The 16,011-nt window shown below is 66.2% G+C and carries 13 protein-coding genes; all 13 read left to right on the top strand.

Translation table 11 applies throughout. From position 1 onward, the window contains the following. The first annotated feature begins 3 nt into the window (after positions 1-3). The 13 genes from murD (at position 4) to QM590_RS03090 (ending at position 16,009) form a co-directional block, all read left to right on the top strand. Complete coding sequence (murD, locus tag QM590_RS03150) at positions 4-1,476, top strand: UDP-N-acetylmuramoyl-L-alanine--D-glutamate ligase (protein WP_269593900.1); 1,473 nt, start codon at positions 4-6, stop codon at positions 1,474-1,476. Then, a complete protein-coding gene (ftsW, locus tag QM590_RS03145) occupies positions 1,473-3,071 on the top strand; it encodes a putative lipid II flippase FtsW (protein ID WP_269593901.1) in 1,599 nt (532 codons plus the stop codon). Before murD ends, ftsW begins: the two co-directional genes overlap by 4 nt. Beyond that, on the top strand, positions 3,068-4,210 hold the full coding sequence (gene murG / locus QM590_RS03140; RefSeq protein ID WP_269593902.1) for an undecaprenyldiphospho-muramoylpentapeptide beta-N-acetylglucosaminyltransferase: 1,143 nt from the start codon (positions 3,068-3,070) through the stop codon (positions 4,208-4,210). Before ftsW ends, murG begins: the two co-directional genes overlap by 4 nt. 63 nt (positions 4,211-4,273) lie before the next feature. Continuing rightward, positions 4,274-5,779 (top strand): UDP-N-acetylmuramate--L-alanine ligase, encoded by a 1,506-nt coding sequence (gene murC / locus QM590_RS03135; protein WP_269593992.1) that lies wholly within the window; start codon positions 4,274-4,276, stop codon positions 5,777-5,779. Continuing rightward, on the top strand, positions 5,776-6,570 hold the full coding sequence (locus tag QM590_RS03130) for a cell division protein FtsQ/DivIB (protein ID WP_082898936.1): 795 nt from the start codon (positions 5,776-5,778) through the stop codon (positions 6,568-6,570). Before murC ends, QM590_RS03130 begins: the two co-directional genes overlap by 4 nt. Before the next feature lie 171 nt (positions 6,571-6,741). Then, a complete protein-coding gene (gene ftsZ, locus QM590_RS03125) occupies positions 6,742-8,037 on the top strand; it encodes a cell division protein FtsZ (RefSeq protein ID WP_269593903.1) in 1,296 nt (431 codons plus the stop codon). Next, the gene (gene pgeF / locus QM590_RS03120) at positions 8,034-8,801 is read left to right on the top strand and encodes a peptidoglycan editing factor PgeF (RefSeq protein ID WP_068051953.1); all 768 of its coding nucleotides are present in this window, start codon (positions 8,034-8,036) and stop codon (positions 8,799-8,801) included. Before ftsZ ends, pgeF begins: the two co-directional genes overlap by 4 nt. A gap of 19 nt (positions 8,802-8,820) precedes the next feature. Continuing rightward, positions 8,821-9,576 (top strand): YggS family pyridoxal phosphate-dependent enzyme, encoded by a 756-nt coding sequence (locus QM590_RS03115; protein WP_269593904.1) that lies wholly within the window; start codon positions 8,821-8,823, stop codon positions 9,574-9,576. 83 nt (positions 9,577-9,659) lie between these two features. Continuing rightward, positions 9,660-10,304, top strand: a complete 645-nt coding sequence (locus tag QM590_RS03110) for a cell division protein SepF (RefSeq protein ID WP_269593905.1) — start codon at positions 9,660-9,662, stop codon at positions 10,302-10,304. Positions 10,305-10,386: 82 nt separating this feature from the next. Then, positions 10,387-10,674, top strand: a complete 288-nt coding sequence (locus QM590_RS03105) for a YggT family protein (protein WP_068051947.1) — start codon at positions 10,387-10,389, stop codon at positions 10,672-10,674. A gap of 160 nt (positions 10,675-10,834) precedes the next feature. Beyond that, positions 10,835-11,686: a DivIVA-like cell division protein Wag31 gene (wag31, locus tag QM590_RS03100; RefSeq protein WP_094640120.1), complete on the top strand. Its 852-nt coding sequence runs from the start codon at positions 10,835-10,837 to the stop codon at positions 11,684-11,686. 541 nt (positions 11,687-12,227) lie between these two features. Continuing rightward, the gene (ileS, locus tag QM590_RS03095) at positions 12,228-15,365 is read left to right on the top strand and encodes an isoleucine--tRNA ligase (RefSeq protein WP_269593906.1); all 3,138 of its coding nucleotides are present in this window, start codon (positions 12,228-12,230) and stop codon (positions 15,363-15,365) included. Continuing rightward, positions 15,362-16,009, top strand: coding sequence for a peptide deformylase (locus QM590_RS03090; protein ID WP_269593907.1), 648 nt, complete (start codon positions 15,362-15,364; stop codon positions 16,007-16,009). The genes ileS and QM590_RS03090 overlap by 4 nt, the downstream gene beginning before the upstream one ends. Positions 16,010-16,011: the final 2 nt, after the last annotated feature.

Below are 16,011 nucleotides of genomic sequence, written 5' to 3'. Positions count from 1 at the left end.
GGCATGGCCGAATCTCCGCACCACGCTCGGACCGACCTGACCTGGTTGCGCGGCAGTTCGGTGCTGGTGACCGGTGCCCGCATCTCGGGACTGGCCGTCGTGCAACCGTTGCTCGATCTCGGTGCCATCGTCACCGTCACCGACTCGAATCGTGCCGCGCTGGACGAGGCGTCGGACTCCGGGGCTGCCGTGGTGCTGCAGGACGACCTGCTCGACGATCCGGCGGCGCTCGCTGCGTTTTCGCTCGTCGTCACCAGTCCCGGCTTTCGTCCCGACTCTCCGGTGCTGGCCGCGGCCACCGAGCAGGGCATTCCGGTGTGGGGCGATGTCGAGTTGTCCTGGCACGTGGACCGGGCCGAGTTGTACGGACCCCGAACTCGCTGGCTGGTGGTCACCGGCACCAACGGAAAGACGACCACCACCTCGATGCTGGCGTCGATACTCGACGCCGCAGGCATCGCATCGGTGGCTTGCGGCAACATCGGACTCCCCATCGCCGACGCGTTGCGTGGTACCCCGCATCCGAGTGTGCTCGCCGTGGAGTTGTCGTCGTTCCAGTTGTTCTGGGCTCCGTCGGTGCGTCCGGCGGCGGGGGTGGTGCTCAACATCGCCGAGGACCATCTCGACTGGCACGGCGGCATGGACGGTTACGTCCAGGCCAAGGCTCGTGCGTTGAGTGGCGATGTCGCGGTGATCGGTCTCGACGACTCCAGGGCGGCGGGTCTCGCTGCCGGATCGCCCGCAGCCACCGTCGTCGGGTTTCGGTTGGGTGAGCCGGCCTCGGGTGAGCTGGGAGTGCGGGCAGGGATTCTCGTGGACGACGCCTTCGGTGCGAACGTCGAGCTTCTCGCTGCGGAGGACGTGGAGCCGAGCGGCCCGTCCGGCATTCTCGATGCGCTCGCGGCAGGCGCGCTGGCTCGTTCGATCGGGGTGGACGCCGACGCTGTTCGGGTCGGGCTGCAGACCTATCGGGTGGGTCCGCATCGTGCGGCGGTGGTGCGCGAGCTCGGCGGGGTGACGTTCATCGACGACTCGAAGGCGACCAACCCGCACGCCGCTCGCTCCTCGATCTCGGCGCACGATCGCGTCGTGTGGATCGCGGGTGGGTTGCTGAAGGGTGCGGTGATCGACGATCTGGTGGTCGAGATCGCCGATCGTCTCGTGGCTGCGGTCGTTCTCGGGCGCGATGGGATGCAGATCGCAGAGGCTTTGGCGCGACACGCGCCCGATGTTCCGGTCGTCAGGCTCCCTTCGGGAGACGATGCTGGTGTGACTCATGGTGCTGAAGATGCTGATGCGGTGATGCGGGCGGTCGTGGCCCATGCGGCCGAACTCGCCGCGCCGGGGGATACGGTCCTGCTGGCCCCGGCCGCCGCGTCACTGGACATGTTCGCCGACTACGGCCACCGCGGCCGCAGCTTCGCCGAGTCGGTCCAGCGCCTCGAGGCCACCGACATCGGATCGTCGCGATCGTGACTGCCGCCGGTCATCCGCCGCGTCCACCTCGCCGCACCGCCGCTCCACGCACCCGAATCGGCCTGTGGTTCGGCCGACCGCTCGCGTCCTTCCACCTCGTCGTCACGATCGCGGTACTGCTCACGGTGTTGGGCCTGGTGATGGTGCTGTCGGCGTCGTCCGCCGAGTCGTTCGCAGCCGATGAGTCCGGGTACGCGCTCTTCACCCAGCAGCTGATCGGTGTCGCGCTGGGAGTCGTGGCGTTCTACGTCGCTCTCCGGCTGCCGGTTCGCTACCTCAGGAAGCTGTCTTTTCCACTGTTCCTGGTTTCGATCACCATGCTGATGTTGGTGCTCATTCCCGGAATCGGTGCCGAACGCCAAGGTGCGCGCCGCTGGTTCGACTTCGGCGTCGTGTCCTTCCAGCCGTCCGAGCTGGCCAAGGTCGCGCTGGTTCTGTGGGGCGCACACCTGTTGGCCTCGCGGCGCAGCGAGCACGGCAACATCAAATCGCTGCTGGTGCCGCTGTTGCCTGCAGGTCTGCTGATGTGTCTGCTCGTCGTGCTGCAGCCGAACCTCAGTACCGCCATCGCCCTCGGCATCATCCTGGTGGCACTGCTGTGGTTCGCCGGCCTCAACGCTCGGCTGTTCGGTGCGGTGCTGATGACCGGTCTGGCGTTGGCGACCGTGCTCGCGTTCACCGCCGGTTACCGATCCAATCGCGTCAAGGCCTGGCTCAACCCGGGTGAGGACACCCAGGGCCTGTCCTATCAGTCCACCCAGGCGAAATACTCGCTGGCCGACGGCGGAATGTTCGGTCGCGGGCTCGGGCAGAGCCGCGCGAAGTGGAGCTACCTGCCCAACGCGCACAACGACTTCATCTTCGCCATCATCGGCGAGGAACTCGGAATGATCGGCTGCCTCGCAGTCATCGGATTGTTCGGTCTCTTCGTCTACACCGGCCTGCGCATCGCCATGCGTTCGGTCGATCCGTTCCTGCGGCTGTTGACCGCAGGTGCCACGTGCTGGGTGTTCGGCCAGGCCATGATCAACATCGGCTACGTCGTCGGGTTGCTGCCGGTGACCGGTCTGCAGCTGCCCCTGGTGTCCTACGGTGGCACCTCGACCGCGATCACGCTGCTGATGTTCGGCATCATCGCGAGCGCCGCCCGCCACGAACCCGAGGCGATCGCGGCCCTGCACGCAGGGCAGGAGGGCCGAATCGCGCGAGCTCTGAAGCTGCCGCTGCCCGCCGTGTTCTCGCCCAAGCGAGCCGCGATGGCGCGCTCGAAGTCCACTCGCCCCACACTGGCGGCGCAGGATCGCAAACGCCTCGAGTCCCGTAAGGGCAAGGGCAGTGACGCACGGACAGCGCGGGCTGCCGAACCCGGCCGTGCCCGCACGCGCGTCTCCAGTTCACGGACCGACACGATGTCGCCCACATCGGCTGCGTACCGGGGCGACGCTCCCCGCGGTAACGCCCGCGGCAACCCCCGTCGAAGCGATCCGGTCCGGCGAGAGCCCGCCGCAGGATCGCGATCGGCATACCGTCCGCGGCCGGAACCACAACCCGGTCGCCCTCCCGTCCGCTCGGGTGAGCGAGGATATCGACGGTGAAGCAGACATCTCGACCGATTTCCGTAGTGGTTGCCGGGGGCGGAACGGCCGGGCACATCGAGCCTGCGCTCGCTGTGGCCGACGCCTTGCGTGTCCTCGACCCCACCGTCACCGTCACCGCTCTCGGCAGCAGCCGGGGCCTCGAGACGACTCTCGTCCCGGCTCGCGGGTACGCACTCGAGCTCATTCCGCCCGTTCCGCTGCCCCGTAAGCCCACCGTCGACCTGCTCAAGTTGCCGCTGCGCGTCGTGCGATCGGTGCGCCGCACCCGAGAGATCTTCGCGGCCGTGGAGGCGGACGTGCTCGTCGGATTCGGCGGCTACGTCGCGTTACCGGCCTATCTCGCGGCCCGCGGTCGACTGTTCGGCCGTGGCGGCCGAATTCCCGTGGTCATCCACGAGGCCAACGCACGAGCGGGTATCGCCAACAAGGTCGGTGCCCGCTCGGCCGAGCGGGTTCTCGCCGCGGTCGCGGGCTCGGGGATCGCCGCGCGCGGTGCTGCCGACGCGGACGTGATCGGAATTCCCGTGCGTCCCACCATCACCGGCCTCGATCGGGCTGCCGTCCGCGCGGAGGCTCGCGCGCACTTCGGCCTGCCCGAGAACGGCCCGGTGCTGCTGGTGTTCGGCGGCTCACAGGGGGCCCGATCGCTCAACGACGCGGTGTCCGGAGCCTCGGCGGCCCTCGCCGATGCTGGTATCTCGGTTCTGCACGCCCACGGTCCGAAGAACTCGCTCGACGTCGAGCAGCGCAATCCGGCCGCGCCGTACGTCGCGCGTGCCTACATCGACCGGATGGATCTGGCGTATGCGGCTGCGGACCTCGCGATCTGTCGCTCCGGTGCCATGACGGTCGCCGAGGTTTCCGCGACCGGTCTGCCCGCCGTCTACGTGCCCCTGCCGCACGGCAACGGCGAGCAGGAACTCAACGCCCGTCCCGTGGTCGACGCCGGAGGTGGCATCCTGGTACCCGATGCGACACTGACCGAGCAGTACGTGAGCGAGACAGTGGTCGCGCTGCTGACCGACACCGAACGAATCGCCACCATGTCTCGTGCCGCCGCCGGTGCCGGGCACAAGGACGCAGCAGCTGCCGTCGCGCAGATCGTGCTCGACACCGCGCACGCGTCGCGGCGCTGAGCTGGGCGGCGTCGCGCATGAGAAGAGAACGAGGGAGACGTCCGCGTGACAACTGAGGGTGCGATGTCGGATCTGCCGGCAGAGCTCGAACGAGTACACATGGTGGGCATCGGTGGTGCCGGCATGTCCGGCATCGCGCGGATCCTGCTCGCTCGCGGGGGACAGGTGTCGGGTTCGGATGCCAAGGAATCGCGCGGCGTGCTCGCATTGCGCGCACGCGGCGCCCAGGTCCGCATCGGTCACGACGCCAGCGCCCTGGACATGATCGACGGCGGACCCACCGTGGTGGTGACGACCCACGCCGCGATTCCTCAGACCAATCCCGAACTCGTCGAAGCTCGGATGCGTGGAATCCCGGTGGTGTTGCGACCGGCCGTGCTGTCTTCTCTCATGCAGGGATACCGCACGCTGTTGGTCTCGGGTACGCACGGAAAGACGTCCACGACCTCGATGCTGGTCGTCGCCCTGCAGCACTGCGGGTTCGATCCGTCGTTCGCCGTCGGAGGAGAGCTCAACGAAGCCGGGACCAACGCCCATCACGGCAGCGGCGACGTGTTCGTGGCCGAGGCGGACGAGAGTGACGGCTCGCTGCTGCAGTACAAGGCCAACGTCATCATCGTGACCAACATCGAGGCCGATCATCTGGACTACTTCGGCACCACCGACGCCTATGTTCAGGTGTTCGACGATTTCGCTGCGCTCCTCGGTCCCGGCGGTGTGCTCGTGGCCTGTATGGACGACCCGGGTTCGGCGGCGCTCGCTCGACGCGTGGTCGAGCGGAACCTTCCGGGAGTCACGGTGCTGGGATACGGGTCCTCGGACGTCGACGCGGGGCCGGTCGACATGGCCGTTCGGCTGCTGGCGTGGGAGCCCGAGGACATCGGCGGCGTCGCACAGTTGCAGATCGCAGGTGAGGACGCGGCGCGCACCGTACGGCTCGGCGTCCCCGGTCGGCACACTGCACTCAACGCGCTGGCGGCGTTCGTCGCGGCGCGCCAGGTCGGTGCCGGAGTCGAGGAATTGCTGGCCGGACTCACCGGTTTCGGCGGCGTGCATCGACGCTTTCAGTTCACCGGGCGTGAGCACGGCGTCCGCGTGTTCGACGACTACGCGCACCACCCGACCGAGGTGCGTGCGGTGCTGACTGCCGCGCAGGCCCTCGTAGCAGGCCAGGATCGTTCGGGTGGCGAGCAGGGACGGGTGGTGGTGGTGTTCCAGCCGCACCTGTACTCGCGGACCGCGACGTTCGCCGAGGAGTTCGGTGCCGCGTTGTCGTTGGCCGACGAGATCGTCGTGCTCGACGTCTACGGCGCGCGCGAGGAGCCATTGCCCGGTGTGACGGGGGCGCTGGTTGCCGCTTCGGTGACCAAGCCGGTGAACTATCAGCCGGATCTGTCGTTGGTGGCCAAGCAGGTCGCCCACCTGAGTGTGCCCGGCGATGTCGTCATCACCATGGGAGCCGGCGACGTGACGATGCTCGGCGGGCCGATTCTCGATGCGCTTCGCTCGAAGACCGATTTCGGTGCTGCGACCGGCCGCGGAGTACCGAAGGATCGGCCGTCGACGTGACCCGCCGCTCCGATCGAGTCCGTTCTTCGAGGTCGGGAACAGCTGCACGAGAGGGTGATTCGCCGTCCGCGGTCACCGACAAGCAAGCCCGTGCTCAGGCACGGGAAGAAGAGCGCGCCCGAGTGAAGCGGTCGCGTCGCAAAGCCGCTCTGATTGCGCTCGCCGTGGTGGTCGTCGTGGTGGGATCGGCTGCGCTGGTGTACTTCACGCCGCTGTTGTCCGTTCGCACCATCGCAGTCGCGGGGGCATCGTCGGTGTCCGAGCAGGAGATCCTCGACCGGCTGGACGTACCCGTCGGCCTTCCGCTGGTTCGGGTGGACACGGCGGGGGCGGCGCAGCGGGTGGCAACGATCCCGGCGCTGGCGACGGTCCGCGTGCAACGCCAGTATCCGTCCACCGTGCAGGTGACGGTCGAGGAGCGAGTTCCGGTGGCGTTCTTCGATTCTCCGGACGGCACCCATCTCCTGGACTCCACCGGCGTCGATTTCGCGATCGCGCCGCCACCGCCAGGGGTGGTGCGTCTGGTGACCGACAATCCGGTGTTCGGTGATCCGGTGACGAAAGATGCACTGGCGGTTCTCGATACGTTGCCACCGCTGCTGCGCGATCAGGCCGCCGAGCTGCGGGCGAGCACGCTGTCCGACATCTCGATTCTGCTGCTCGACGGGCGCACCGTCGTGTGGGGCAGCAAGGACGACTCCGAGCGCAAGGGCGCGGTCGCGATCGCATTGCTGTCCCAGCCCGGTCAGATCTTCGACGTGTCGAGTCCGGATCTGCCCACCACCAAATAGTTTCGACGCGCGGACCGGAATTTCTCGCGTGGCGTCGGCGCGCCTAATGGCGATAGTCGTCGGCGATGAATAGCGTTTCGACCAGTTCAGTACTTGACATAACTCTAAGCCTGTGGTTTAGGTTGAGGGTTTTCCACATTTCAGGCAACAATCCACGGAAGGCGAGAGCCCATGACGCCCCCGCACAACTACCTCGCCGTAATCAAGGTCGTCGGCATCGGCGGCGGCGGCGTGAACGCGGTCAACCGCATGATCGAACAGGGACTCAAGGGAGTCGAGTTCATCGCGGTCAACACCGACGCTCAGGCCTTGCTGATGAGTGACGCAGACGTCAAGCTCGACGTCGGCCGCGAACTGACCCGCGGACTCGGCGCAGGTGCCGATCCCGAGGTCGGCCGCCGCGCAGCAGACGATCACAAGGACGAGATCGAAGAGGTGCTCAAGGGTGCCGACATGGTGTTCGTCACCGCAGGCGAGGGCGGCGGCACCGGCACCGGTGGCGCTCCTGTCGTCGCCAACATCGCTCGCAAGCTCGGTGCACTGACCGTCGGTGTCGTCACCCGGCCGTTCTCCTTCGAGGGCAAGCGGCGCGGTGGACAGGCCGACACCGGCATCCAGCAGCTCCGGGAGTCCTGCGACACGCTCATCGTCATCCCGAACGACCGACTGCTTCAGCTCGGCGATGCGGCCGTCAGCCTCATGGACGCGTTCCGCAGCGCCGACGAGGTACTTCTCAACGGTGTCCAGGGCATCACCGACCTGATCACCACTCCCGGACTGATCAACGTCGACTTCGCCGACGTCAAGGGCGTCATGTCCGGCGCAGGCAGTGCACTGATGGGTATCGGATCCTCACGCGGTGAGGGTCGCGCGATCAAGGCGGCCGAATCGGCGATCAACTCGCCGCTGCTCGAAGCCTCGATGGAAGGTGCACGCGGAGTGCTGCTCTCCATCGCCGGTGGATCCGACCTCGGTCTGTTCGAGATCAACGAGGCCGCCTCGCTGGTGCAGGAAGCCGCACACATCGACGCCAACATCATCTTCGGCACCGTCATCGACGACTCGCTCGGCGACGAGGTCCGCGTGACCGTCATCGCCGCAGGCTTCGACGGCGGAACCCCGACGCGGCGTCCGGTCGAAGCTGCCACCTCCACCCGCGGCCCGATCGGATCGGCCCGCTCGGGCGAGGTGTCCTCCAAATCGACCGACAGTTCCGACGGTGCTGTGTTCCGCGACCCGGTCGGCGCACCGAGTGGTAGCAGTCTGCCGCCGCTGAACTCGTCGAGCTCGTCCAACCGCGAATCGTCGAGCCGCGAATCCGCAGCCGGTTACGGTCGCGACTCGTCCGGCCAGGGCCGGGACTCGTCCGGACAGGGCCGCGACTCCGTCGGTTCCGGCCGTCGCGTTCCGATCGCCGAGGACGAGGGCGAAGACGAAGTCGATGTGCCGTCCTTCATGCGGCGGTGAGTGACACCGCTTCCGCCGGTCCGTTTCGTGTCCGACGCGTCTCGACGACGCGGGCGGGCGGCGTCTCGGCACCGCCGTTCGACACGTTCAATCTCGGCGACCATGTAGGTGACGACCCCGCTTCGGTGGAAGCCAACCGTCGACGCCTCGGTGATCGACTGGGTATGGGACTCGAACGGCTCGTGTTCATGGAGCAGGTCCACGGACGCACCGTCACCGTGGTGGACGGTCCGGTGTCCGAGCCGGTGCCGATGACCGATGCGTTGGTGACGACGCAACGTGATCTCGGTCTGGTGGTGTTGACTGCCGATTGCGTGCCGGTCCTGCTCTCCGACGAGGAGGCAGGCGTGATCGCAGCGGTGCATGCAGGACGGGTCGGTGCCCGCATCGGCATCGTTCCCCGGGTGTTGGCCGCCATGGTCGAGCTCGGGGCGGTTCCGGCGCGGATCGGTGCCTTTCTCGGTCCGGCGGCGAGCGGCCGACAGTACGAGGTGCCCGCCTCCATGCGAGCGGACGTCGACAAGCATCTCCCCGGCAGCGCGACGACCACGGTCCGCAATACGCCGGGGCTCGACATTCCCGCCGGTATCCGCGCTCAACTGCTCGCCGCGGGAGTGTCCGGGGTCGCTCAGGATCCGCGGTGCACCATCGAGGACCGGGCCTTGTTCAGTCACCGTCGCGAAGGATCGACCGGCCGAATCGCCAGTGTCGTCTGGATGGACAGCACATCCCCAGGTGATCGGGCCGAAACGGCAGACCGGTGAACCGGCAGAAGAGGTTGTCATGAGCGAACCCACCGGCGGCGCGTCGGGCACCGACCGGGCGCAGGAGATCGAGACGGCGTTGACGTCGGTGCGTGAGCGGTTGCACCGTGCCTGTGTCGATGCGGGCCGGTCGCCCGCCGACGTGGCTCTGCTGCCGGTGACCAAGTTCTTCCCCGCCTCGGACGTGCGGATTCTCTACGAACTGGGGTGCCGCGACTTCGGCGAGTCCCGAGAGCAGGACGCGTCGCCCAAGGTCGCCGAGACGGCCGAAGATTTCGTCGGCGATCCGCCTCGCTGGCACATGATCGGACACCTGCAGCGAAACAAGGCGAAGTCGGTTGCCGCGTGGGCGCACGCCATTCATTCCGTCGACAGTGCGCGGTTGGTGGCCGCACTGTCCAAGGCGACGACGGCGGCATTGGACGAGGGTGTGCGTCGGACCGAACTCGACGTGATCGTTCAGGTCAGTCTCGACGGGGATGTGCACCGCGGCGGCGTAGAACGCGACGAACTCCACGAGCTCGCCGACGCGGTGTCGAACGCGTCCGGGTTGCGTTTGGCGGGGTTGATGGCGGTGCCACCGCTCGGTGCCGATCCGGACGCCGCATTCGCCGATCTCGAGAGCCTGCACCGTCGGCTGACGGCCGATCATCCCGAAGCGCTCGAGCTGTCCGCAGGCATGACCGGAGACCTGGAAGCTGCTGTGCGGCACGGATCGACGTGCGTGCGTGTCGGTACCGCAATACTCGGCGCGCGGCCGATAACCTCGCAATAACAGTCCATGGATCACATCAGTCACAACAGACACTTGCGAACCTGGAGATGGACAGTAGACACACCGCCACGGAAGGCAGAACGATGAGCACCCTGCACAAGTTCAAGGCGTACTTCGGCATGGTTCCGCTCGCCGACTACGAGGACGACTACCTCGACGATCCGGACACGCGACGCAGTTCCCGTGGTGGTCGTGACAGCTACGACGACATGGATGAGCGTGAATTCGTGAAGCCGTCGTTCGGTGGATCTCGGCACGCGCAGGTCGATGACGACTACGACGACTACGAGGCCCCGCGTCCGGCGACGCTGGCCCCGATCGGCGGACGAGGACGTGGCGCGGCACCGACCACGCGAGGTGCGGCAACCAGGGGAGCGTTGGCCATGGACACTCGGATGGACGTGCGTGCGGAGACGCGACGCAGCCCGATCGCGGACGACGGCGGCCCGCTCTCGAAGATCACCACGTTGCGACCGCGTGACTACAGCGAGGCGCGCACCATCGGTGAGCGTTTCCGCGACGGCACTCCGGTCATCATGGACCTGGTCGAGATGAGCAACGCGGACGCCAAGCGCCTGGTCGATTTCGCGGCAGGCCTCGCCTTCGCGCTGCGCGGTTCCTTCGACAAGGTTGCGACCAAGGTATTCCTGCTCTCGCCGGCCGACGTCGATGTCTCGCCGCAGGAGCGCAGGCGGATCGCCGAGACCGGCTTCTACAGTCAGCAGTGAGAGATTCGCTGTTCGGAGAGGTAGTGCAGGGCTGTGACCAGCGCGCTTTGCTCAGCCCGTCGAATTCAGGCAGAGTATAGCCGTGATCGTGTTCACGGTGATCAACATCGTATTGTTTCTTTTTTGGCTCCTTCTCATCGGTCGAATCATCGTCGAGTTCATCAGAACTTTCGCGAGAGATTGGCAACCGACCGGGTTGGTCGTCATCGTGCTCGAGGCGATCTTCACGGTCACCGACCCGCCGGTGAAGTTCCTCCGCAGGATAATTCCGCCGCTCAACCTCGGCGGAGTGCGACTGGACCTGTCCATCATGGTCCTGCTGTTCGTCGTCTTCATCGCGTGGAATGTGACCAGCGGTCTCGCGGCCTGAGATCGCAGACGAAATGTTAGAACGCGGGACCCAGCGCATGCTGCGTGTCCTGTGTGACAGAATGGACGCCAGTTACAGTTTGATTGTTCTGCACTCGCGCGGAATGGCATATAACTGAATGCTTGCTCTACCGCCCCAAGACGCGTGAAGGGATCCTTCCATGCCGCTGACTCCAGCTGATGTGCACAATGTCGCGTTCAGCAAGCCGCCCATCGGTAAGCGTGGTTACAACGAAGACGAGGTCGACGCTTTTCTCGACCTCGTCGAGCAAGAGTTGTCGCGACTGATCGAAGAGAACGCCGACCTCCGCCAGCGGGTCGGTGAGCTCGACCAGGAGCTTGCGGACGCCAAGAACGCTTCGCGGCAGAGCCCGCAGGCGGCTCAGGTCGCGGCACCGAAGGCCGAGCCACAGCGCCCGGTGGATCCCCCCAAGCCACCGCCCGTCGCGGCGCAGCCCGCTCCGGTCGCACCCGTTGCGGCGGCCCCGCAGCAGAGTGGCGACTCCAACATGCAGGCCGCCAAGATTCTGGGCCTCGCTCAGGAGATGGCCGATCGTCTCACCGGTGATGCCAAGTCGGAGTCCGAGCAGCTGCTCGGCAACGCGCGCACCAACGCCGAGCGTCTGGTCTCGGATGCCCGCACGCGTTCGGAGTCGATGATGTCCGAGGCTCGGCAGAAGTCCGAGTCGCTGCTGTCCGACGCACAGACGCGCTCCGAGACCCAGCTGCGTCAGGCCAAGGAGAAGGCCGACGCATTGCAGGCCGATGCCGAACGCAAGCACACCGAGATCATGGCGACGATCAACCAGCAGCGTTCGGTACTCGAAGGTCGCATCGAGCAGCTCAAGACGTTCGAGCGGGAGTACCGCGTGCGGCTCAAGTCCTACCTGGAATCGCAGCTCGAAGAGCTCGAGAACCGTTCCTCGGCGCTGCCGGTGGACAACGGGCAGGACAACTTCAACCAGGACAGCCAGTCGTCGGGGTACAGCCAGTCGTACGCCAAGGGCAACTGACGCAGGAGTTCGTGCCGATGCTGCCGAACACGGCAGCATCGCACCCTGACGTCGCGTCGAACGGTGAGCGAGGAATCACGTGCTGGTCCTGACTCTCGGCGCAGCGGCTATCGGTTTCGGCTTTCTGGTTCTCGCGTTGATGACGGGGTCGGTTGTGTGGGCGTGGGCCTGCATCGTCGTGTGTATCGTGGGAGCAGTCCTGCTACTTGTCGGTGCATTGACGGGCAAACGACCACCGCCGGAACCCGATAAGTAATATGTGCTGATTTTCCCCAGTTGTTTCAGGCGTCGATCCGGCCATCACCGGGGAGCCTTCGGAAGAACGACTCGGTTCGAGGGGCAACCACCTCGAATCGACGTCCAGTAGAACCGAACGGGTGAGCCCGTCACAGCTCACGTGGAGAGGCTTGCTCCGGCGACAGTGTCGTCGGAGCCGAGCAAGCGGGGTGGTACCGCGGTATCCGACGTCCCGATCGTCGAATGTCGTCCCCGTGCCAACAGGTGTCGCGTCCAGTACGCGTCCGGCACGGAGGAGACAGATATGACAGATGCGAGCGCACGTCCGAAGAATGCGTCGTACCCGCTGGTCGATTTGGCCGAGGGCCGATCGGGCAGTGTCCCGTTCCCCGATCTCGAACGCATCGTGCTGCACGAGTGGGCCGAGGACGGCACCTTCCGAGCCAGCATCGACAATCGAGCGGGTGCCGAGGAGTTCGTCTTCTACGACGGCCCTCCCTTCGCGAACGGTCTGCCGCACTACGGCCACCTCCTCACCGGTTACGTCAAGGACCTCGTCCCGCGATTCCAGACGATGCGGGGCAAGAAGGTCGAGCGCCGCTTCGGCTGGGACTGCCACGGTCTGCCCGCAGAGTTGGAAGCGGAGAAGCAGCTCGGTATCAAGGACAAGTCCGAGATCGACGAGATGGGCCTGGCGAAGTTCAACGCCTACTGCAAGCAGTCGGTGCTCCAGTACACCGACGAGTGGCGGGACTATGTCACCCGGCAGGCGCGGTGGGTCGACTTCGACAACGACTACAAGACTCTCGACGTCGACTTCATGGAGTCCGTCATGTGGGCGTTCAAGACGCTGCACGACAAGGGCCTGATCTACCAGGGCTACCGAGTTCTGCCGTACAGCTGGTACGAGCAGACACCCCTGTCCAATCAGGAGACCCGCCTCGACGACGCGTACAAGATGCGTCAGGATCCCGCGGTCACCGTCACGATGCCGTTGACGGCTCCCGGCTCGCCCCTGGACGGCGCGAACGCGTTGATCTGGACCACCACGCCGTGGACCCTGCCGTCGAACCTGGCGATCGCGGTGCATCCCGAGGTGCAGTACGTGCAGGTGCGAGGCACCGACGGTGAGCGTTACGTGCTTGCCGCTGCGCGTCTTTCGCACTACGCGAAGGAACTGGGGGAGGAGCCGGAGGTGCTCTCGGAGCACACCGGTACCGAGTTGGTCGGACTTGCCTACGCACCGCCGTACGATTTCTTCCTCGGCCACGAGAACTCGCACCGCGTGCTGCAGGCCGACTACGTCACCACCGATTCGGGCACCGGAATCGTCCACCTCGCACCGGCTTTCGGTGAGGAGGATATGGACGTCGCCACCGCGAACGGCATCGAGGTGGTGCAGCCGCTCGACGCAGGCGGCAAGTTCACCTCGCTGGTGCCGCCGTACGAGGGCCTGATGGTGTTCGACGCCAATCCGGTGATCATCAAGGACCTCAAGGCCTCGGGTCGGTTGCTGCGGCACGAAACCATCGAGCACTCGTACCCACACAGCTGGCGCAGTGGTCAGCCACTGATCTACATGGCAGTGCCGTCGTGGTTCGTCGCGGTGACCAAGTTCCGTGATCGGATGGTCGAGCTGAACCAGGAGATCACCTGGGTTCCCGAGCACATCAAGGACGGCCAGTTCGGCAAGTGGCTCGAAGGTGCACGCGACTGGAACATCAGCCGAAACCGATACTGGGGCAGCCCGATTCCGGCGTGGACCTCCGACGACCCGGCCTACCCGCGGCTGGATGTGTACGGCAGCCTGGACGAGCTCGAGCGTGACTTCGGTGTGCGGCCGACCGATCTACACCGGCCCTACATCGACGATCTGACGCGTCCCAACCCGGACGACCCGACGGGTAAGTCCACGATGCGTCGCGTTCCCGAGGTGTTGGACTGCTGGTTCGAGTCCGGCTCGATGCCGTATGCGCAGGTGCACTTCCCGTTCGAGAACGAGGAGTGGTTCTCCACGCACAACCCGGGCGATTTCATCGTCGAGTACAATGGGCAGACACGCGGCTGGTTCTACACCCTGCACGTGCTCGCGACCGCATTGTTCGATCGTCCGGCGTTCAAGACCGTTGCCGCACACGGCATCGTGCTCGGTGACGACGGCTTGAAGATGAGCAAGTCCAAGGGCAACTACCCGGACGTCAAGGAGGTCTTCGACCGCGACGGCTCCGACGCCATGCGGTGGTTCCTGATGTCCTCACCGATCCTGCGCGGCGGCAACCTCATCGTCACCGAGCAGGGCATCCGCGAGGGCGTCCGCCAGGCGTTGCTGCCGATCTGGAATGCGTGGAGCTTCCTTCAGCTCTACGCCTCGAAGCCCGGGCAATGGCGTACCGATTCTCCGCACGTGCTCGATCGCTACGTTCTGGCCAAGCTGTCGGCCACCCGCGACGCGATCACCGATGCGCTCGAGGGCAACGACATCGCCGGTGCCTGCGACGAGCTGCGCACGTTCTGCGATGCGCTGACCAATTGGTATGTGCGACGGTCGCGTTCGCGGTTCTGGAGCGAGGACGCCGACGCGATCGACACCCTGCACACCGTGCTCGAGGTGCTCACGCGTATCGCCGCCCCGCTGTTGCCGCTGATCAGCGAAGTGGTGTGGCGGGGCTTGACCGGTGGCCGCTCGGTGCACCTGACGGACTGGCCCGAGGCCGACGAACTGCCGTCGGATCCCGAACTCGTCGAGAGCATGGACGAAGTCCGCACCGTGTGCTCGACCGTTCTGGGTCTGCGCAAGGCACAGAACCTGCGCGTGCGGTTGCCGCTGCCCGAGGTGACCGTCGCGGCCGCCGATGCGGAGCGGCTGCGTCCGTTCGTCGACATCATCGCCGACGAGGTCAACGTCAAGAAGGTCTATCTGACCGAAGACGTTGCGGTACACGGAAAGTTCGAGCTCGTCGTCAATGCGCGTGCTGCGGGCCCGCGGATCGGCAAGGACGTCCAGACCGTCATCAAGGCCGTGAAGGCAGGCGATTGGTCCGAGGACGCGGACGGTGTGGTGAGCGCAGCAGGAATTGCGCTGCTGCCGGAGGAATTCACTCGCAGGCTCGTTGCCGCCGAGCCCGAATCGACGGCACCGTTGCCAGGAAACGCCGGACTGGTCGTGCTCGATTCCGCCGTCACCGAGGAACTCGAAGCCGAGGGCTGGGCCAAGGACCGCATCCGCGAACTGCAGGACGCGCGTCGCAATCACGGCTTCGACGTCTCGGACCGCATCGACATCGTCATCGAGGTCCCCGAACATCGGCAGGCGTGGCTCGACACGCACCGCGATCTCATCGCCGGTGAGGTGCTCGCACTCTCGCTCGTCGACGGACGCGTCGGCGACGACGGCAGCGATCTCGGTGAGGGAGTGCGGGCAGCGATCACCAAGTCGTCATGATCGACGGCGACGTATCGGTCGGTGCCGTCCGCGAGCTTCTCGCCGAAGCTCGCGGCGGCGTCGTGCCCATCGTCGCGGCGGGTGACCCGGTTCTGCGGTCCGAGGCAGCGCGGTATTCCGGTCAGCTCGACTCCGAGACGTTCGCGGAGTTGATCGAGGTGATGCGCGCGACCATGCACGACGCGCCCGGTGTCGGCCTGGCCGCACCGCAGATCGGCATCCCGTTGCAGATCGCAGTGATCGAGGATCGCTGCGACGTCGAAGCGGAGGTGTCCCGGGTCCGGGAGCGCACGCCGCTTCCGTTCCGGGTACTGGTCAATCCTCGGTACACCCCGGTCGGATCGCGGACCGCAGGCTTCTACGAGGGTTGTCTCAGTGTTCCCGGTTATCAGGCCGTCGTGACGCGAGCGGCCGAGGTGCGGCTCGAGTGCACCGACGAAGCCGGTCGCGAGATCGACGAGGTGGTTGCCGGCTGGCCGGCCAGGATCGTGGCCCACGAGACCGACCATCTCCACGGCACCCTGTACATCGACACCGCGCACATGCGATCGCTGACGACGAGCGAGGTGTACGGCGAGCTGTGGTCGGATCCGACACCCGAACGGGCGGCGCAGGCGCTCGGCTTCACCGTCGATCTCGGCTGACG

The organism is Rhodococcus sp. IEGM 1372, assembly GCF_030056835.1.
GTDB lineage: Bacteria > Actinomycetota > Actinomycetes > Mycobacteriales > Mycobacteriaceae > Rhodococcoides.
This window is presented reverse-complemented; position numbering and strand designations above follow the sequence as displayed.

What these genes read in the sequence shown, in the direction of transcription:
- murD (WP_269593900.1), top strand. Translation starts at nt 4, where the DNA reads ATGGCCGAATCTCCGCACCACGCTCGGACCGACCTGACCTGGTTGCGC.
- murC (WP_269593992.1), top strand. Translation starts at nt 4,274, where the DNA reads ATGTCGGATCTGCCGGCAGAGCTCGAACGAGTACACATGGTGGGCATC.
- ftsZ (WP_269593903.1), top strand. Translation starts at nt 6,742, where the DNA reads ATGACGCCCCCGCACAACTACCTCGCCGTAATCAAGGTCGTCGGCATC.
- QM590_RS03115 (WP_269593904.1), top strand. Translation starts at nt 8,821, where the DNA reads ATGAGCGAACCCACCGGCGGCGCGTCGGGCACCGACCGGGCGCAGGAG.
- QM590_RS03110 (WP_269593905.1), top strand. Translation starts at nt 9,660, where the DNA reads ATGAGCACCCTGCACAAGTTCAAGGCGTACTTCGGCATGGTTCCGCTC.
- wag31 (WP_094640120.1), top strand. Translation starts at nt 10,835, where the DNA reads ATGCCGCTGACTCCAGCTGATGTGCACAATGTCGCGTTCAGCAAGCCG.
- ileS (WP_269593906.1), top strand. Translation starts at nt 12,228, where the DNA reads ATGACAGATGCGAGCGCACGTCCGAAGAATGCGTCGTACCCGCTGGTC.
- QM590_RS03090 (WP_269593907.1), top strand. Translation starts at nt 15,362, where the DNA reads ATGATCGACGGCGACGTATCGGTCGGTGCCGTCCGCGAGCTTCTCGCC.